The organism is Variovorax soli (assembly GCF_031454625.1).
Classification (GTDB): domain Bacteria; phylum Pseudomonadota; class Gammaproteobacteria; order Burkholderiales; family Burkholderiaceae_C; genus Variovorax; species Variovorax soli_A.
The window spans coordinates 184,275-200,829 of the sequence record NZ_JAVDRF010000011.1 but is presented as its reverse complement, the minus strand read 5'-3'; the positions used below and the strand labels follow the sequence as shown (position 1 = coordinate 200,829).

Below are 16,555 nucleotides of genomic sequence, written 5' to 3'. Positions count from 1 at the left end.
GAAAAGAAATGTCCAAGCTGCAATTCGAGAGGGTCCTGGTCCTTGGCGCCGGCAAGGTCGGCAGCACAGTGGCGGACATGATCGCGGAGTTCCACCGCATCCCGGTCACCCTGGCGGACCTGAAGCCGGGACGCGGCGTCGAGAGCGAGCGGCTGGTGCGCAGGATCGAACTGGATGTCGAGAGCGATTCGGAGCTGGGGGCCGCGCTCTCGGCGCACGCGGTGGTGATCAACGCGCTGCCGTTCTACCTGGCACGCCGCATGGCCACCGAGGCCGCCCGGCGGGGCGTGCACTACTTCGACCTGACCGAGGACGTGGCTGCCACGCAGGCCATCCGGGCGCTCGCCGGCAGTGCGACCTCGGTCCTGATGCCGCAAAGCGGCCTGGCCCCGGGCGTGATCGGCATGCTCGGCGGCCATCTGGCTGGGCGCTTCGACGAGCTCTACGACCTGCGCCTGCGCGTCGGCGCCTTGACCCGCAACGCGACCAACAGCCTGCGCTACAACTTCACCTGGAGCATCGACGGCGTCCTCAACGAGTACTGCAATGCGTGCGATGCGATCGTCAACGGACAGCGGGTATCCGTGCAGCCGCTCGAAGGGCACGAGACCTTCACGCTGGATGCCGAGGCCTTCGAAGCCTTCAACACCTCCGGCGGACTGGGGACGCTTTGCGAGACCCTCCAGGGCAAGGTCCGCAACCTCGACTACAAGACGATCCGCTATCCGGGCCACCGCGACGCGATGAACTTCCTGCTCCATGACCTGCGGCTGATCGAGCGCCGCGATCTGCTTCGCCAGGTGCTCGAGCATGCGGTGCCGCACAGCCGCGAGGACGTGGTGATCCTGTTCGCCGCCGCCTCGGGTCTGCGCGGCGGCCGCTTCGAGCAGGAGACCCGCGTGGCCCGCATCTTCGGTGCCCCGCTGCGCGGCCAAGAGCGCACCGCCATCGAGCTGACCATCGCGGCGGGGGTGGTGGGCGTGTTCGAGCTGCTGCGGGACGGCAAGCTGCCCCAAGCCGGTTTCGTCGGGCAGGAGCAAGTGCCGCTCGAGCAGTTCCTCGCCACCAAGGTCGGACGCTACTACGCGAATCTGGGCATCGCGCCTGCTGCGCACGAGCGCGGCACGCCACAATGCCTTATTTCCCGCGCCGACCGCCCATGGACCTCCGACTCGACGACCTCGACCGCCACTTGCTGAGCCTGCTGCAGGCCAACGCCCGCGAGCCGGCGGCCAACCTTGCCCGCAAGCTCAAGATCGCCAGGACCACGGTGGTGGCGCGCATCGCGCGCCTCGAGCGGGAGGGCATCGTGTCCGGCTACGGCGTGCGCTTCGGGACCCGGCTGGAGCAGGCTGCCGTGCGCGCCTTCTGCGGCCTCAGCGTCAATGCCAAGAGCGCAACGGCGGTGATCAAGGCGCTCGAGCGATTGCCCGAGGTCGAGGAGGTCTGGGCGGTGAGCGGCGAGTTCGACTACATGGCGCTCCTGCGCTGCGAGACGCCCGAGCAGCTCGATGCACTGCTGGATCAGCTCGGCCAGATCGATGGCATCAACCAGACCCACACCTCGATCGCGCTGAGCCGGAAGATCGATCGCCGCAGCGCCGTGGCCGCGGCCCATTGACGGCGCTGGCGCTCTCGCCCGCGGCTCAGTCGATGGAGACCTTGGCGTCCTTGACCAGCTTCGCGTACTTGGCCGTGTCGTCCTTGATCTGTGCCGCCATCTGGGCCGGCGTGTCGCCCACCGGCTCGGCGCCGATCTCCTCCATGCGCTTCTTGAACTCCGGAGACTGGATGATCTTCACCATCTCCGCGTTGAGCTTGGCGACCACGTCCTTGGGCGTCCCCGCCGGTGCCAGGATGCCGAACCAGGTGCCCTGGTTGAAGTCCTTCATGCCCGCCTCGACCAGCGTTGGAACGTCGGGCAAGGTGCTTGAGCGCTTCGCCGTGGTCACGGCCAGGGCGCGAAGCTTGCCCGCCTTGATGTGCTGGACCAGAGGCGTCAAGGTGTCGAAGGACATGTCCACCTGGCCGCCGAGCAGGTCGGTGGTCAGCGGCGCGCTGCCCTTGTAGGGCACGTGCAGGAGCTCCACGCCTGCAATCGCCGAGAACTGCGTCCCGATCAGGTGCTGCACCGTGCCGTTGCCGTTCGAGCCGTACGACAGCTTGCCGGGTGAAGTCTTGGCCAGCGCCACCAGGCTCTTGACGTCCGTCGCCGGCGACCTGGCATTGACCACCAGCACGTTGGGCACCAGGGCCACCGTCGTGATCGGCGCGAAACTCGTTTGGAAGTCGTAGGGCAGCTTCTTGTACACGCTGGTGGCGATGGTGTGATGGACGGCGCCCATGAGCAGCGTATAGCCGTCGGGCTTCGACTTCGACACGTAGTCGGCGCCAACGGTCGCGCCGGCGCCCGGCTTGCTCTCGACGACCACCGGTTGACCGAGGGTTTGCGAAAGCGGCGTGGTGATGGCGCGGGCCAGCGCGTCCGAGCTTCCGCCGGGCGGAAAGGGGACGATGAGGGTGATCGGCTTCGCCGGCCAGGCCTGGGCCGTGGCGAGCGAGGCGGCGAAGCCGAAAGCCACAGCGGCGAGGGCAGTGCGGGGGCGGAAATCAGATGTCTTCATGGGGCGGGCTCGCATCAGGCAGCCTTGCGCTGCAAGCCGGCGGCCACCAGGCTGCACATGGCCTTGGTGACTTCCGCGGTGGTCGCCTTGCCGCCCAGGTCACGGGTGTGCAGGGACTTGTCGGCGGTGACCTTCTCGATCGCCTGCATGACGTGCTGCGCGGCCTCTGTCTCGCCCAGGTGCTCCAGCAGCATCACCACCGACCAGAAGGTGCCCACCGGATTCGCCAGGCCCTTGCCCATGATGTCGAAGGCCGAGCCGTGGATCGGTTCGAACATCGACGGATAGCGGTGCTCCGGATCGATGTTGCCGGTGGGCGCGATCCCCAGGCTGCCGGCCAGCGCGGCGGCAAGATCGCTCAGGATGTCGGCGTGCAGGTTGGTCGCGACGATGGTGTCGAGCGATGCCGGGTGGTTGATCATCCGGGCCGTCGATGCATCCACGAGCTCCTTGTCCCAGGTGACGTCGGGAAACTCCTTGGAGATCTGTCGCGCGATCTCGTCCCACATGACCATCGCATGGCGCTGCGCGTTGCTCTTGGTGATGACGGTGAGCAGCTTGCGAGGCCGCGACCGGGCCAGCCTGAAGGCGAATCGCATGATGCGCTCCACGCCGGCGCGGGTCATGATGGACACATCGGTCGCCGCCTCGATCGGGTGGCCCTGGTGCACGCGCCCGCCGACCCCCGAGTACTCACCCTCGGAGTTCTCGCGCACGATGACCCAGTTCAGGTCGTCGGGGCCGCAACGCTTGAGCGGCCCGTCGATGCCGGGCAGGATGCGCGTCGGACGCACATTGGCGTACTGGTCGAAGCCCTGGCAGATCTTCAGGCGCAGGCCCCAGAGCGTGACGTGGTCGGGGATGTGCGGGTCGCCCGCCGAGCCGAACAGGATCGCGTCCTTGTCGCGGATGGCATTCAGGCCCTCGTCCGGCATCATCACGCCGTGCTCGCGGAAGTAGTCGCCGCCCCAGTCGAAGTTCTCGAACTCGAACTTGAAGGTGCTGCTGGCCGAGGCCAGCGCTTCCAGAACTTCCTGGCCGGCAGGCACGACTTCCTTGCCGATGCCGTCGCCTGGAATGGTGGCGATCCTGTATGTCTTCATGGATTTGTCTCTCGTGGGTGGGGTCAGTGCCGCCACTGTAGGGACTCGACGCGCCGCCGCCTCGGCGCTAGAGTGAATCCATTGTTAACCTGGATTCAACATTGGAGCTTCCAATGGCCCCTGCCATCGTGCCGGCCGACCTCGGCTTCTTTTCTGCCCTGGCGAGCGCCGGCAGCCTGAGCGCGGCGGCGCGTGAACTCGGCGTCACCACGCCCGCGGTGAGCAAGCACCTGGCATTGATGGAGTCGCGCATCGGGGTGTTGCTGGTCAACCGGTCCACGCGCCGCATGAGCCTGACGCCCGAGGGCGAGCTCTACCTCGAGCACGCGCGCCGCATCCTCGGCGAGATCGACGAGATGGAAGAGCTTCTCGGCGTTGCCAAGGCCATCCCGAAGGGCCTCCTGCGCGTCAACGCCACGCTGGGCTTCGGGCGCAGTCACGTGGCACCGCTGATCTCGAAGTTCATCCGCAAGTACCGGGACGTCGAGGTTCAGCTGCAGCTGTCGGTCAACCCTCCTGCGCCGACCGAAGACCTGTTCGATGTCTGCGTGCGTTTCGGTGCGCCGCCGGACAGCCGGGTGATCGCCAGGCGCCTTGCGGGCAATCGCCGCCTGTTGTGCGCGGCGCCGGCCTATCTTGCCAAGTTCGGCATTCCCCGGGTTCCGAACGACCTGACGAAGCACAACTGCATCGGTATCCGGCAGGGCGAGGAAGCTTACGGCGTGTGGCGCCTGGCGAGCGGCCGGGGCCGCCATGCGCGCACCGAAGCCGTCAAGACGCGCGGGAACCTCGCCACCAACGACGGGGAGATCGCGGTCAACTGGGCGCTCGAAGGGCATGGCATCCTGATGCGCGCCGAGTGGGACATCGAGCGCTACCTCGCCAAAGGCCGCCTGGTGCAGGTCCTGCCCCAGTACTACACGCCCGATGCCGACATCTACGCGGTCTATCCGCAGCGCCACCAGCTCGCGGCACGGGTCCGCGCGTTCGTCGATTTCCTGACGCTTTCCTTCACGCAGCAAGCGAGGTCTGCAAAGGGCTGAGCCTGCGGAGGTGCCCTGTTCGATGCATCTTTCCGCTAGAGCTGCGCGTCGCGACACGCATAGCTCGACGCCAGCGCCTTGTCGCCGCCCATGTAGTGCGGATAGCCCGGGTAGCGGCACATGGGACGAGAGCCCTGGAGCGCAAAGGGAGGGAGGCCGGCCTTGCTCGTCTGCACGATCGCATCGGGCGGCGGGGTTTGCGTGGTCACCCAGCGATCCAGCGGATCGAGCAGGTCCGCCATGGTCGGGATCGCCGACTTGTCCGTGACCGATCGTGCGTTGCCGGAGTGCGTGGACGATGGCGACACATACAGGCGCACCGAACGGTCCACGGCCGGCTGACCCAGCCGCGCAACCACCGACTGGTAGTACTCGATGCCCATCAGGGGGCTCTGGGCGCGGTCGGCGGCGTTCTCTCGAAGGATCAGCTTGCCGCCGCGAGCGAAGAAGGCGGACAGGTCCGGATTCGTGGAGTCGATGAGGGCGGACGTCTGCTGGACGCGCGCCGCGAAGGGCTCCGGGCGATAGGAACGCACGTCGAAATTCGCGTCGCGCGCGATCGCGTAGCGGATCCAGTTGCTGCCATAGAGCCATTGCGTGGCGGCCGTCGATGCATTCGGCGGCACGGTCGGCGCGGCGCTGCCGCTCACCCATCGAACCAGGTTCAGCGCCGCTGCGCCATCGAGGCTGTCCTCGTGGCCGTAGAGCCACTGCGGATACTCGCTGATGCCATTGGCCAGCGGGAAGGAGAAGCGGTAGGGCGAGTGAATGCCGCGGATCAGCGAGAGCTCGGCGTCCGACAGGCAATGAGGGCCGGCATCGCTGCCACCCGGGCAGCGCAGCGCTTGCAGGTTCACGCGCGCCGGGCACGCCATGTAGTTGTTGACGACGCCATCGGCGAGCCCGTCGAGGGCATCGCAGGCCTCCGACGTCGCCTTCGCGATCAGCGGGGTCTTCGCGGCATCGAGCCAGTCGCCGAACTGCGGCACCTGGTTGCGCACGAAGGCGTGGAACAGGCCGGTCCAGTTGATCACCGGCACGACGCTGACGATGCCGTCGTAATCGGCCGGGAAGCGCTGCGCCATGGTGAGGCCTTCACGGCCGCCTTCGGAGCCGCCGAAGTAGTAGAGCTGGCGAGGCCGCTGGCCGTAGACCGACTGCATGAGATCCACGGCCACGTCTCGTACCTTCTTGTAGGAGGCGTAGGCGAAGTTCTCCAGCATCTCGTCGTTGAGCGCGAAGGCGCCGGGCTCGCTGGCCGGGAAGGCCGAGGCCTGGTGGCCCGAGTCGGTGCCGAAGGTGGCATACCCCCGCGCGATCGGCAGCGGGTCGCCGGGCGCTGCATCCCGCAAGGGGGCGAGGCCGCTGATCGGCACGCCGTTGAATCCGCCGCCGCCATACTGCAGCGCCTTCCCGTTCCATCGGGTCGGCAGGTTGAGCTGGAAGTTGATCGGCTGCGCCTTCGGATCGCGCGAGGCCACGGTGCCCAGCACCTTGCAGTATTCCGGCGTCGCCGGCATAAGGCTGTTGCCGCTGACGGACCCCGGCGCAGCCGTCACGAGCACCGCCGAATGCACGGTGGCGGGGCCGCTGGGCAGCCCGATGGAGGCGGCCGGAATGGACCTGCCGGCCAGGGTCGTGCATGCCGCCCCGATCTGCTCGCGGGATGGCGCGTGGCTGCAAGCGGCCAGCGTCGCGCAGAGGGCCATCAGGGAGAAGAGGTTCAAGCGTCTCATGGGCATCGAGGAAGCTCCGGTTGGCGGGATGGGCGGAGCGTAGCTTGCCTGATCAGCGATCGGCGTTCTTGAGCAGCGCAATCTCGTCGAGCAGGTCATGGAGCGCGACTTTCAAGAACTCGAGCGTCGGCGCGTGAACCAGCCGGCCATCGCTGATCTGTGCCGCGACATTCGCGATCGCCACATGCTGCCGGACCACCGGGCGCGCGAGGGTGGCGGCCAGGGCGTCGCGGATCTGGGCCTGCGCGCGCACCCCGCCGGCCGTGCCGGGAGAGGCGGTCATGACGAGGGCCGGCTTGCCCTTCAACGGCGAGGCGAAGCTGGGGCGCGATGCCCAGTCGATCGCATTCTTCAGCACCCCGGGCATGCCGTAGTTGTATTCGGGCGAGCACAGCACCAGCCCGTCGGCCTGCGCAATGGCTTGCTTGAGCCCCGCGACCGCCGGCGGCGGTGTGGCCCCGTCGAGGTCGGCGTTGTAGAGCGGGATCTCGTCCAGCGCGAAGAGCTCGATCGACATCGAATCCGGCAGCAGCCCCTGAAGGCTGCGAAGCACAGCGGTGCAGTTCGATTGGCGTCGCAGGCTGCCGGAGATGCCGAGCAGGCGCGTGCGGGTTGCAGAAGTTTGTTGATGCATGGCTATCAGGGTTTTACAGAGATTGAAGTTTATGCATAAAATGAAGAGAATGCACGAACAAGATAGCGCCCTCCCAGGGTCTGCAGCGCGATGCCGCTGCCGCATTCGAAGGAAGCCCGGGGCTGCGCTATCGCAGAACGCACTGGAGACATCATGCTCAAGGTCGATCGACCCACGCCATCGCATTTCGGAATCTTCGTCACCGACCTGGAACGGATGGTCGCCTTCTACACCGAAACCTTCGACCTGACGGTCACCGACCGCGGCGAGGGGCGGACCTTCAGGAATACGCTGGTCTTCATGAGCGCCAGCCCGGACCAGCACCATCAACTGGTGCTGGCCTCGGGCCGGCCGGCGGAAGCCAGGTTCAGCACCGTGATGCAGATCTCCTTCGTCGTCCCGGGCATCCAGCACCTGCGCGACATCTCGGCCCGTGCGGCCGAACGCGGCGCCACCGGGATTCGCGGCCTCAACCACGGCAACGCGCTGTCCGTCTACATGCTCGACCCCGAAGGCAACACGGTGGAGATCTATGTCGACACGCCGTTCTACGTCGCTCAGCCCCACGGCGATCCGCTGGATCTCTCCAAGGACGACGCGACGCTGATGCGCGAGACCGAGGAGGCCTGCCGCAGGGACCCCACCTTCATGCCGCTCGCGCAGTGGCAGGCGCAGTTCGCGGCGCAGTCGCCCGCATCCACGGCTTCCGCCGCGCCCACTGCATCCGCTGCCTGACGCCTCGCGACAGGCCTTCTTCACCACCCTCCCAACGACGCATCCCAACTGGAGTTCCCATGAAGCTTTTGTCATTTGTCCACCAAGGCCGCGAAACCTGGGGCGCCGTCGTCGGCGACGGCGTCGTCGACCTCGGGAAGGCGCGCCCGCAGCACGCCAGCCTGGCCGACTACATCGCCTCGGGCGAGTACACGCAGGCGGCGCAGCATGTCGAAGGTCTGCCGGTGGTCGCCAAGCTCGCCGACATCCGCTTCCTGCCCGTGATTCCGCGATCCGAGAAGATCATCTGCGCGGTGCGCAACTACATGGACCATCACCAGGAAGTGCTGGCCGCCGGCATGCAGCGCGAGCTCTCCGAGCAGCCGCCAATCTTCCTGCGCGTGTGGCGCTCGCAATGCGGGCACAACGAGCCGATCGTGCGCCCGCACGTGTCGGAATCGCTCGACTGGGAAGGCGAGCTGGCCGTGATCATCGGCAAGGGCGGGCGCAACATCGCCGAGGCGGATGCCTTCGACCATGTGGCGGGCTACGCCTGCTACAACGACGGCAGCGTGCGCGAGTGGCAGTTCCACGCCAAGCAGATCGCCTCCGGCAAGAACTTCGAATCGACCGGCGGCTTCGGCCCCTGGATGGTGACCGCCGACGAGATCGAGCCGGGCCGGCCGCTCAAGCTCGAGACGCGCCTCAACGGCGAGGTCGTGCAGTCCAGCCACACCGGGCACATGATCTTCAGCATTCCGAAGCTGATCAACTACGCCTCGACGATCTTCACGCTCACGCCGGGCGACGTGATCGCGACCGGCACGCCGGCCGGCGTCGGCTGGAGCAAGAAGCCGCCGCGCTTCATGAAGCCCGGCGACGTGTGCGAGGTCGAGATCGAGGGCATCGGCGTGCTGCGCAACCCGATCGTTCAGCAGGCCTGAGGCTTTGCAACCGGCTGCTGACGGATGCAGCCTTCACGACGAAGAACATCGGAGACAAATACATGCAGCGCAGACAGTTCGTTGCCGCAGGCCTCACCCTGGCCTGCGCGGCACCCTTAACGGCCTCGGCCCAGGACTTTCCGGACAAGCCGATCAAGATCTACCAGGGCTTCGCCGCGGGCGGCAACGCCGACACGATCGCGCGCGTGGTCAGCGCGGAGATGACCAAGGGCCTGGGCCAGCCGTTCGTGGTCGAGGCGCAGACGGGCGCCGGCGGTACCATCGCTGCGGCGACGGTGGCGCGGGCCCGGCCCGACGGCTACACGCTGCTGCTGGCCACCGGCGGGCATGCGGTGGCGGGGGCGCTCTACAACAAGCTCAACTACCAGACCGTGTCGGACTTCCAGATGATCTCGACGGTCACCTTCTTTCCCTTCCTGCTCGTGGTGCGTGCCGATTCGCCTTACCGGAGCCTGGGGGAGCTGCTGGCCGCGGCCCGCGGCGATGCCCGCAGCGTGTCCTACGGTTCGGCCGGCATCGGGTCCACGCATCACCTGGCGGGCGAGCTGCTGGTCAAGAGCGCGAAGGTCGAGATGCTGCATGTTCCCTATCGCGGCGATGCCGCCTCGGTCACGGCGCTGCTGGGTGGCGAGGTGCCGATGATCATCGCGCCGCCGACCGCGGTGATGCCCAACATCAAGGCCGGCAAGCTGAGGGCGCTGGCCACCACCGGCGCGCAGCGATGGAGCGCGATGCCGGAACTGCCGACGGTGGTGGAGCAGGGCGTGGCGGGCTACGACGTGCGCTCCTGGGCCGGCTTCATGGCACCGGCCGGCACGCCGCGCCCCATCGTCGAGCGCCTGCGCACGGAGACGCTCAAGGCCCTGCAGGTGCCCGCCGTTCGCGCGCGCCTGGAGGACATGGGCGGCGAAGCCCGCGGCAGCACGCCGGAAGAAATGACCACGATGGTGAGCGCCGAGCTCAAGCGCTGGACGGCCGTCGTGAACGACTCGCACATTCCAAGGCAATGATGTTCCCATGTCCCTGATCGAAATCCGCAAGCGCAGCCTTGCCATCGAAACCGTCTACCACGAGGGCGGGCCGCCGGTGCAGACGCCGCTCAAGCTGGCGGCCGCCTGCGCGGTCATCCGCAATCCCTACGCCGGCAGGTACGAGCCCGACCTCATGCCCTTCATGGCCGAGCTGCGCTCCCTGGGGACGCTGCTGGCCGACGAGCTGGTCGAGACGCTGGGCCGCGACCGGGTCGAGGTCTACAGCAAGGCCGCGATCGTCGGCGTGAATGGGGAGCTGGAGCACGGCGCCGTCTGGCACGAGGCCGGCGGCTGGGCCATGCGCGAGGCGCTGGGCGAGCCGAAGGCGATCGTTCCTTCATCGAAGGCGGTGGCGGCGACGGGCTACCGGATCATGGTGCCGCTGCATTACATCCACGCCGCGTACGTGCGCAGTCATTACAACGCGATGGAGATCGGCATCCAGGACGCGCCGCGGCCCAACGAGATCCTCTTCGCGCTGGTGATGGGCACCGGCGGCCGCGTGCACGCGCGTCTCGGCGGGCTCACGAAGGACCAGGTGTCCGTGCACGATGGGCAGCGCTGATGCAGGCCGTTCGACCATCATGAAAGCCATTCAACTCCAGGCGCCCGGCGGGCCCGAAGTGCTGCAGCTCGTCGAGCTGCCGCTGCCGCAGCCGCGGGCCGGCGAAGTGCGGGTCAAGGCCGTGGCGATCGGCGCCGGCGGACCCGACGTGCTGATCCGCAACGGCAGCTACAAGTGGATGCCTCCGATGCCCGCGATCCCGGGCAACGAGATGTCGGGCGTGGTCGACGCGATCGGCCCCGGCGTGAGCGCACTCCGGCTCGGGCAGCGCGTGCTCGTGAGCGCGCGTGAACTGGCGCAGCGCGGCGGCTGCTATGCCGAGGCCATCTGCGTGCCCCAGGCCGCGCCCTTCGTGCTTCCCGATTCGATCCGCTTCGAGGACGCCGTCAGCCTCGGCAACTTCCAGCTCGCGCTGGCGATGCTGTCGAGCAACGGCAACCTTCCGGCGACCTCCATCCTGGTGCCGGGCGCGGCCGGCGGCGTGGCCACGGCGCTGGTGCAGGTCGCGCGCGACCGGGGGCTGCGCGTGATCGGGACTGCCTCGACGCCGGAGAAGAGGAGCTTTGCACTCGCCAACGGCGCGCACGAGGTCATCGAGAGCGACCCGCAGGGGTTGACCGAGAAGGTCATGCAGCTGACGGACGGCCGTGGCGTCGACCTGGCCTTCGATCATCTGGGCGGCGCGCTCTTCATCGCCTGCCTGCGCGCGCTGGCGCCCTGCGGCATGCTGGTCTCCTACAACATCGTCAACGGCCCGCCCGCGGGCGACGTGTTCCAGGAGCTTCGCAAGCTGCTGGGCCGCAGCCTGGCCGTTCGCACCTTCTCCATCCACGCCATCGATGCGGATGCGAAGCAGCGGCGCGGCCTGATGGAGACCGCCATCGCACTCATGGCCGAAGGCCGCGTGCGCGCGCCGAAGATCACCTCCTTCGCGCTGTCGGAGGCCCGCCGCGTGCACGAACTGCTCGACAGCGGAGGGACGCCGGGGAAGATCGTGCTGCAGCCCTGACCGCGACGCGTGGCTGGCTCTTTGCATGTTCCACAGCATCGTGCATAAAATAATTCCATGAACTCATTCGCTGCGGCCGCCCTGGAGCCCTCGACCCCTCTTGCGGAGCAGGCCTTCCGAAGCTTGCGCCGCGACGTGCTGACCGGCTTGTTCCAGGCCGGCAGCAAGCTGAAGCTGGACGACCTGCAGGAGCACTATGGATTCTCCAGCAGCCCGCTGCGTGAAGCGCTGAGCCGGCTTGCCCAGGAAGGGCTGGTCAAGGCGGACGAACGCAGGGGCTTTCGGGTTGCACCGATTTCCGCCGAGGACCTGGCCGACATCACGCACATGCGGCTGATGCTCGACGTCGAGGCGCTGCGAAGCGCGATCGAACTGGGCGACGACACCTGGGAGGGTGCGATCGTCGCCGCCTTCCATCGGCTCGAAAAGGTCGAGTCGCGCCTGAGCGATGGGCCGGTCATCCTGGACGAGGAGTGGAGCGAGCTGCACCGGAATTTCCACGCCGCATTGATTGCCGCCTGTGCTTCCGAGCGCCAGCGGCTGTGGAGTTCGAGCCTGTTCGACCAGGCCGAGCGCTATCGGCGATTCTCGGCGCGCCATCGGCCGGCCGGCCGGCGCAAGTCCAACGAGCACCGCAAGATCATGGAGGCCACGCTGCGCCGCGATGCCGACACCGCCTGCGCGCTGCTCGGCGAGCACATCCTCAGCACGCAGCGCAATGTCGAGGCGGCCCTGCGCCGCGGCTCGGCCGCCTGAGGCTCACGCTCGCCGCCGCTTCACTGCGACTTGAGGTACTGGGCGAGGTCTGCGATCTCCTGCGGGCCGAGGCCCAGCGATCGCCGGGTGTTGTAGACCGCTGCGACTTCTTCGAGCGTGGCGGCCGACCCGTTGTGGAAGTAGGGCGCGTGCTGCCAGACGCCACGCAGCGGCGAGGTGCGGTACATCCTGGTCGCCGAGCGGGAGGCGTAGCTCGGCGATTCGGGTTCGGCCATCGAGTCGCCGGGCGGATGCAGCGTCGAATTGGCATCCGTGAAGAGGGCGCCGCTGTGGCAGGTCGCGCACTTGCCTGCGCCTTCGAAGACCACCTTGCCCCTCGCGGCAGCCGCTGCGTCGAAGCTGCCCTGCGGCGGGGCGGGGGCCTTCAACGACAGCTGATAGGCCTGCAAGGCGGGCAACTTGCTCGTGACCAGATCCGTGGTGCCGTTGGTGATGCTCAGGTTCAGCCGCGGTTCGGTGAAGCTTCCCTGGCCGCCCATCTGCGTGACGGCCACGTACCGGTTCCAGTAGGCGATTTCGGTGCCGTCCCCGGTGACAGTGATGCTGTGAATGCCCTCCAGCCCGTAGGCCGGCGGAATGACCACCGGCTTGTTGAGGCCATCGATGTTGTATCGCGGGTCGTACTTGCCTTTGCCCCAGGAGAGGTAGACGGCTTTCTTGGCGGCGTCGACAGCCGGGGACAACGCGATGATGGCGCCGGGATTCAGGTCCCGGTTGGGCCAGCCATCGAGCCGCTTGCCGATGCCCGGCGCGAAGGCGTTGTCGACGGTCGAATGGCAGAGAGCGCAGGTGACGCCGACGCGGGTCAGCGCGTCCTTGCCGTTGACGGTTTCCACCTTGCCCTTGAGGCCGACCACGGCGTCGAGCTTCAGCAGCGCGACGGTGGTGGCAGGACTCGCGAGATCGATGCTTCCATCCTGGATGCCCTTCACGATGGCCGGCGGCAGCGCCTCGACGTCGACCTTCAGCCCGACCGCCAGCGCCGCTGCAGGACTGATCGCGGTGCTGATGACCTCATGGATCCGCAGGGTGTCGGTCCACTGGGCCTCGTCGCCGAAGGTGTCGAAGCGGAAGATCTTCTTGCCCTCCTCGACGAGTGCGGCCTGCTCGGCGGCCGAGGTCCCCGAGCCGGTGCCCACAGGGCCGCCAAAGCCCCCGCCGCCGCCACCGCCACCCCCGCATGCGGCAGTCAGCACGGCAGCAAGCGCGATCGCGCCGGGCGCTCGATAACGTGAATGGATCATGAGGAGCTCCTTGATGGACGCCGAGCCACATTGCGCCCGCAGCGGGCGTCGAATCAGCAGCCGGTGTCCATTGGATGGCGCCCGGGATCGACCTGTTCCCGCGCACTGCAAGCGGCGCGATCGGCCGGTGGCTAAGGCTGTTCCAGCCGCTGCAGGAGCTCTGCGCTCGGATAGCCATCCGCGGGCAAGCCGACGCTGCGCTGATAGCGGCGCAGCCCGTCACGCGTGGCCGGACCCATGACGCCGTCGGGCGTGCCGCTGGCAAAGCCGCGCTGGTTGAGCGCGGTCTGGAGTTCGAGCAGCTGGCTGCGGCTGAGCGCGACCAGGTCCCGCGGCCAGGATGCCTGCACGCCGGCGCCGCCGTTCAGGCGCTGCGCCAGGAGGCCGACCGCCAGCGCATAGCTGGTCGAGTTGTTGTAGCGCAGGATGGCGCGGAAGTTCGGCCCGACCAGGAAGGCCGGCCCGCGGGCGCCGGCGGGCAGCAGGATCGCGCTCTCGTCGAACGCCGGCAGCGGCTGGCCGTCGACGGTGCGCACGCCCTCGGCGGCCCATTGGGCGCTGGACTGGCGCACGGCCGTGTCGGCGCGGCCGAAGTCGAAGCCCGCCGGCAGCCGGACCTCGACGCCCCACGGCTTGTCTGCCTGCCAGCCGGCACGCGAAAGGAAGTTCGCGGTCGAGGCCATGACGTCCGCCATGCTGTCCCAGATGTCGCGCCGGCCATCGCCGTCGGCATCCACCGCATAGGCCAGGAAGTTCGAGGGCATGAACTGGGTCTGGCCCATGGCGCCCGCCCAGGAGCCGACCATGCGGTCGCGGGGGATGTCGCCCTTGTCGAGGATCTTCAAGGCGGCGAGCAGCTCCGCGCGTGCCCATTCCGCACGCCGTCCCTCGAAGCCGAGCGTCGCGAGGGCGTCGATGGTCGGGGTACTGCCGTAGTTGCTGCCGTAGTTGCTCTCCATCCCCCAGATGGCAATGACGATCGCGGGCGGGACGCCGTAGCGTGCGGCCGCCGCATCGGCTTCGCTGCGGAACTGCAGGAGCTTGTCCTGCCCGGCCGCCACGCGCTGGGGCGTCACGGTGTTGTCGAGGTAATCCCAGACCGTGCGCGTGAACTCGGGCTGCGAACGGTCCAGCTCGATGACGCGGGGAAGGTATCGGACATCGTCGAACGCGCTGCGCAGCGTGGCTTCGCTGATGCCTTCGGTGCGGGCACCGGCGCGGAAGTCAGAGACCCACTGTGCGAATGCCGATGACGGTGCCGCTTCGTCTGCGGGCGAGGGCGGCGCCGTGACGGTCGGGGGGCTCGCGGTTGATGGTTGCAATGCCTGTGATGCCTGTGATGCCTGTGATGCCTGTGATGCCTGTGATGCCTGTGATGCCTGCGATGGCTGCGATGGTGCGGTCGATGGCGCGGAGGCGCAGCCTCCCAGCAGGGCGGCGGCGAGAACGATCGGGGCAAGGCGAGGCCAGTGGCGCGGCGGGCAAGTTGCGTGGTTCATTCGATCCATTTTGACCTTGTCATCGTCATGGCCGGCCCGCGCGGGTCGCGTCTGCCAAGCCGCCCGGATGCGCCGTGTTGCGCTTACGTTGCGCGTCGTCCGGCTCCGACAAGGAGCCACGCGTGATTTGAGAGGATTTCTTCACCGCTGCAATGGCACCCGCCAAGCGACCAAGGAATCTTGATGATGAACGACCCCGATCAGACCAGCCCCACCATTGCCGACGAGGGCAGCGCCGTTGTCGACGACGCGCAGGTGATTGCGAAAACATTGCCCGCGGCACCGGCGCCGACGGGCGCAGCCCGACTGCAGGGCCAGGTGGACCATGCGCTCGATGCAGTGCGCAGTTATGTGGTCCGACAACCCATGCAGGCGGTGGCGATCGCCGCGCTCGGGGGCGCCGTGTTGTCCGCCCTGGTCAGCTCCCGGGTGCGCACGAGCACCACCTGCTACTACCTCGAGCCCTGAGCGCTTGCCGGCAGCCAAGGCCGTCGGCAGAACGCCTCGACCTTGCCCTTTGGTGCGATGTCACAGATCGCGGAACAGGTCCTTCAGTTCGGCGAAATTGCTCTCGATCCACACGCGCCCGTCCTCGTTGAGCGCAAAGCTCGGCATGCGCTCCCTGGGCTGCGCCTCGCGGGTGTCGTCGCCGCACAGGTACGAGACGGTGATGCCATCCAGATCGGCGAGCGGCTGCAGGAAAGCAATGAACTGTGATGCCGTGATGCCTTGGGCCTTGATCGCCTTCCAATGCCTGCACAGGGTCGCCTGCCGCATCTCCGCTCTCGAGGCGGGTCGCCGCGGCGGATAGGCATCCAGATCGTGGGGCAGGGTGTCGATGGCGTCGCTGCGCTGAGTCATGGGTCGAACCTCCTTCGTTCGAGTGCTTCTGCGAACTTCGGCGCAATGCTAGGGTCTGCGGCCCAGGGAGGCCTTCAACTCGCGGTGAGGTCCTACGCCGAAAGCGTGCGTTTCTCGTGAGGAGCGCGAGGGGGCGTGATCGCTCTCGCGATCGGGGCGCGGGGCTTGAATTCCAAAGTTCTCGCAAGCAGGCGCCGTGCCTCGCAGGCGCGCCATCAGGCATCAGGCAGGGGCAAGCGGGCGGAGTTCTTCACCTCTTCCATGACCGCGTAGGTGCGGGTCTCGCGCACCCCCGGCAACTGCCACAGCACGGTGCCGGCGAAGTTGCGGTAGTCGCTCATGTCTGCGCTTCGCGTCTTGAGCAGATAGTCGAACCCTCCCGCCACCATGTGGCATTCCATGATCTCGGGGCGCACCTGCACGGCGGCCTTGAATGCGTCGAAGACGTTGGGCGTCGTGCGGTCGAGCAGGACCTCCACGAAGACCAGCATGCCGGCACCGAGCTTCAACGGATTCAGCCGCGCCTCGTAGCCGAGGATGTATCCGTCACGGGTGAGGCGCTGCACGCGCGCGAGGACCGCGGTAGGCGACAGGCCGATGGCGTCGGCCAGTTTCAGGTTGGTCATCCGGCCGTCCGTTTGGAGGGCCGCCAGGATGCGCAGATCCAGCCTGTCCAGCGCAAGCCGCTCGGCCAGTTCGTCTAGTGATTTGTTCTGCATATGCGAGAAAATTCGAACAAAAAGTCGGCCT

General features: G+C 67.6%; 18 protein-coding genes. 10 read left to right on the top strand and 8 right to left on the bottom strand.

The features are described 5' to 3' along the window. Nucleotides 1–8 precede the first annotated feature (8 nt). Nucleotides 9–1,199, top strand: a complete 1,191-nt coding sequence (locus tag J2739_RS22245) for a saccharopine dehydrogenase family protein (protein ID WP_309905672.1) — start codon at nt 9–11, stop codon at nt 1,197–1,199. After that, a complete protein-coding gene (locus J2739_RS22240; protein ID WP_309905670.1) occupies nt 1,160–1,621 on the top strand; it encodes an Lrp/AsnC family transcriptional regulator in 462 nt (153 codons plus the stop codon). Before J2739_RS22245 ends, J2739_RS22240 begins: the two co-directional genes overlap by 40 nt. A 25-nt stretch (nt 1,622–1,646) precedes the next feature. On the opposite strand, the gene J2739_RS22235 is transcribed toward J2739_RS22240, so the two are convergent. Together J2739_RS22235 and J2739_RS22230 are read right to left on the bottom strand one after the other, a co-directional pair. Beyond that, nucleotides 1,647–2,624: a Bug family tripartite tricarboxylate transporter substrate binding protein gene (locus tag J2739_RS22235; RefSeq protein WP_309905668.1), complete on the bottom strand. Its 978-nt coding sequence runs from the start codon at nt 2,622–2,624 to the stop codon at nt 1,647–1,649. Between the two features lie 14 nt (nt 2,625–2,638). Continuing rightward, complete coding sequence (locus tag J2739_RS22230) at nt 2,639–3,727, bottom strand: tartrate dehydrogenase (RefSeq protein WP_309905666.1); 1,089 nt, start codon at nt 3,725–3,727, stop codon at nt 2,639–2,641. A gap of 113 nt (nt 3,728–3,840) precedes the next feature. On the opposite strand from J2739_RS22230, the gene J2739_RS22225 reads away from it, so the two are divergent. Continuing rightward, on the top strand, nt 3,841–4,770 hold the full coding sequence (locus J2739_RS22225) for a LysR substrate-binding domain-containing protein (protein ID WP_309905664.1): 930 nt from the start codon (nt 3,841–3,843) through the stop codon (nt 4,768–4,770). Nucleotides 4,771–4,805: 35 nt separating this feature from the next. On the opposite strand, the gene J2739_RS22220 is transcribed toward J2739_RS22225, so the two are convergent. Together J2739_RS22220 and J2739_RS22215 are read right to left on the bottom strand one after the other, a co-directional pair. After that, entirely contained in the window at nt 4,806–6,512 is a 1,707-nt protein-coding gene (locus J2739_RS22220) for a tannase/feruloyl esterase family alpha/beta hydrolase (protein WP_309905662.1), read from the bottom strand. Between the two features lie 46 nt (nt 6,513–6,558). Further along, nucleotides 6,559–7,140, bottom strand: a complete 582-nt coding sequence (locus tag J2739_RS22215) for an NADPH-dependent FMN reductase (protein WP_309905660.1) — start codon at nt 7,138–7,140, stop codon at nt 6,559–6,561. Between the two features lie 153 nt (nt 7,141–7,293). Between J2739_RS22215 and J2739_RS22210 the strand changes: the two genes are divergently transcribed. From J2739_RS22210 to J2739_RS22185, 6 genes are all read left to right on the top strand, one after another. After that, nucleotides 7,294–7,875 (top strand): VOC family protein, encoded by a 582-nt coding sequence (locus tag J2739_RS22210; RefSeq protein WP_309905658.1) that lies wholly within the window; start codon nt 7,294–7,296, stop codon nt 7,873–7,875. Between the two features lie 59 nt (nt 7,876–7,934). After that, nucleotides 7,935–8,798 carry a fumarylacetoacetate hydrolase family protein gene (locus tag J2739_RS22205; RefSeq protein WP_309905656.1) on the top strand — a complete coding sequence of 288 codons (864 nt, stop codon included), beginning with the start codon at nt 7,935–7,937 and terminating at the stop codon, nt 8,796–8,798. Nucleotides 8,799–8,860: 62 nt separating this feature from the next. Further along, nucleotides 8,861–9,829, top strand: a complete 969-nt coding sequence (locus J2739_RS22200; protein WP_309905654.1) for a Bug family tripartite tricarboxylate transporter substrate binding protein — start codon at nt 8,861–8,863, stop codon at nt 9,827–9,829. Nucleotides 9,830–9,836: 7 nt separating this feature from the next. Then, on the top strand, nt 9,837–10,415 hold the full coding sequence (locus tag J2739_RS22195) for an amino acid synthesis family protein (protein ID WP_309905652.1): 579 nt from the start codon (nt 9,837–9,839) through the stop codon (nt 10,413–10,415). 19 nt (nt 10,416–10,434) lie between these two features. Continuing rightward, the gene (locus J2739_RS22190) at nt 10,435–11,424 is read left to right on the top strand and encodes a zinc-dependent alcohol dehydrogenase family protein (protein ID WP_309905650.1); all 990 of its coding nucleotides are present in this window, start codon (nt 10,435–10,437) and stop codon (nt 11,422–11,424) included. Between the two features lie 57 nt (nt 11,425–11,481). After that, nucleotides 11,482–12,180: a GntR family transcriptional regulator gene (locus tag J2739_RS22185; RefSeq protein ID WP_309905648.1), complete on the top strand. Its 699-nt coding sequence runs from the start codon at nt 11,482–11,484 to the stop codon at nt 12,178–12,180. 20 nt (nt 12,181–12,200) lie between these two features. On the opposite strand, the gene J2739_RS22180 is transcribed toward J2739_RS22185, so the two are convergent. Beyond that, on the bottom strand, nt 12,201–13,445 hold the full coding sequence (locus tag J2739_RS22180) for a c-type cytochrome (protein ID WP_309905646.1): 1,245 nt from the start codon (nt 13,443–13,445) through the stop codon (nt 12,201–12,203). Between the two features lie 131 nt (nt 13,446–13,576). After that, nucleotides 13,577–14,944, bottom strand: coding sequence for a lytic murein transglycosylase (locus tag J2739_RS22175; RefSeq protein ID WP_309905644.1), 1,368 nt, complete (start codon nt 14,942–14,944; stop codon nt 13,577–13,579). Between the two features lie 186 nt (nt 14,945–15,130). Between J2739_RS22175 and J2739_RS22170 the strand changes: the two genes are divergently transcribed. After that, a complete protein-coding gene (locus J2739_RS22170; protein ID WP_309905642.1) occupies nt 15,131–15,412 on the top strand; it encodes a hypothetical protein in 282 nt (93 codons plus the stop codon). 60 nt (nt 15,413–15,472) lie between these two features. Here the strand turns inward: J2739_RS22170 and J2739_RS22165 are convergent, their stop codons facing one another. After that, entirely contained in the window at nt 15,473–15,805 is a 333-nt protein-coding gene (locus J2739_RS22165) for a hypothetical protein (protein WP_309905640.1), read from the bottom strand. A gap of 215 nt (nt 15,806–16,020) precedes the next feature. After that, a complete protein-coding gene (locus J2739_RS22160) occupies nt 16,021–16,524 on the bottom strand; it encodes an Lrp/AsnC ligand binding domain-containing protein (protein WP_309905638.1) in 504 nt (167 codons plus the stop codon). Between the last annotated feature and the right edge of the window lie 31 nt (nt 16,525–16,555).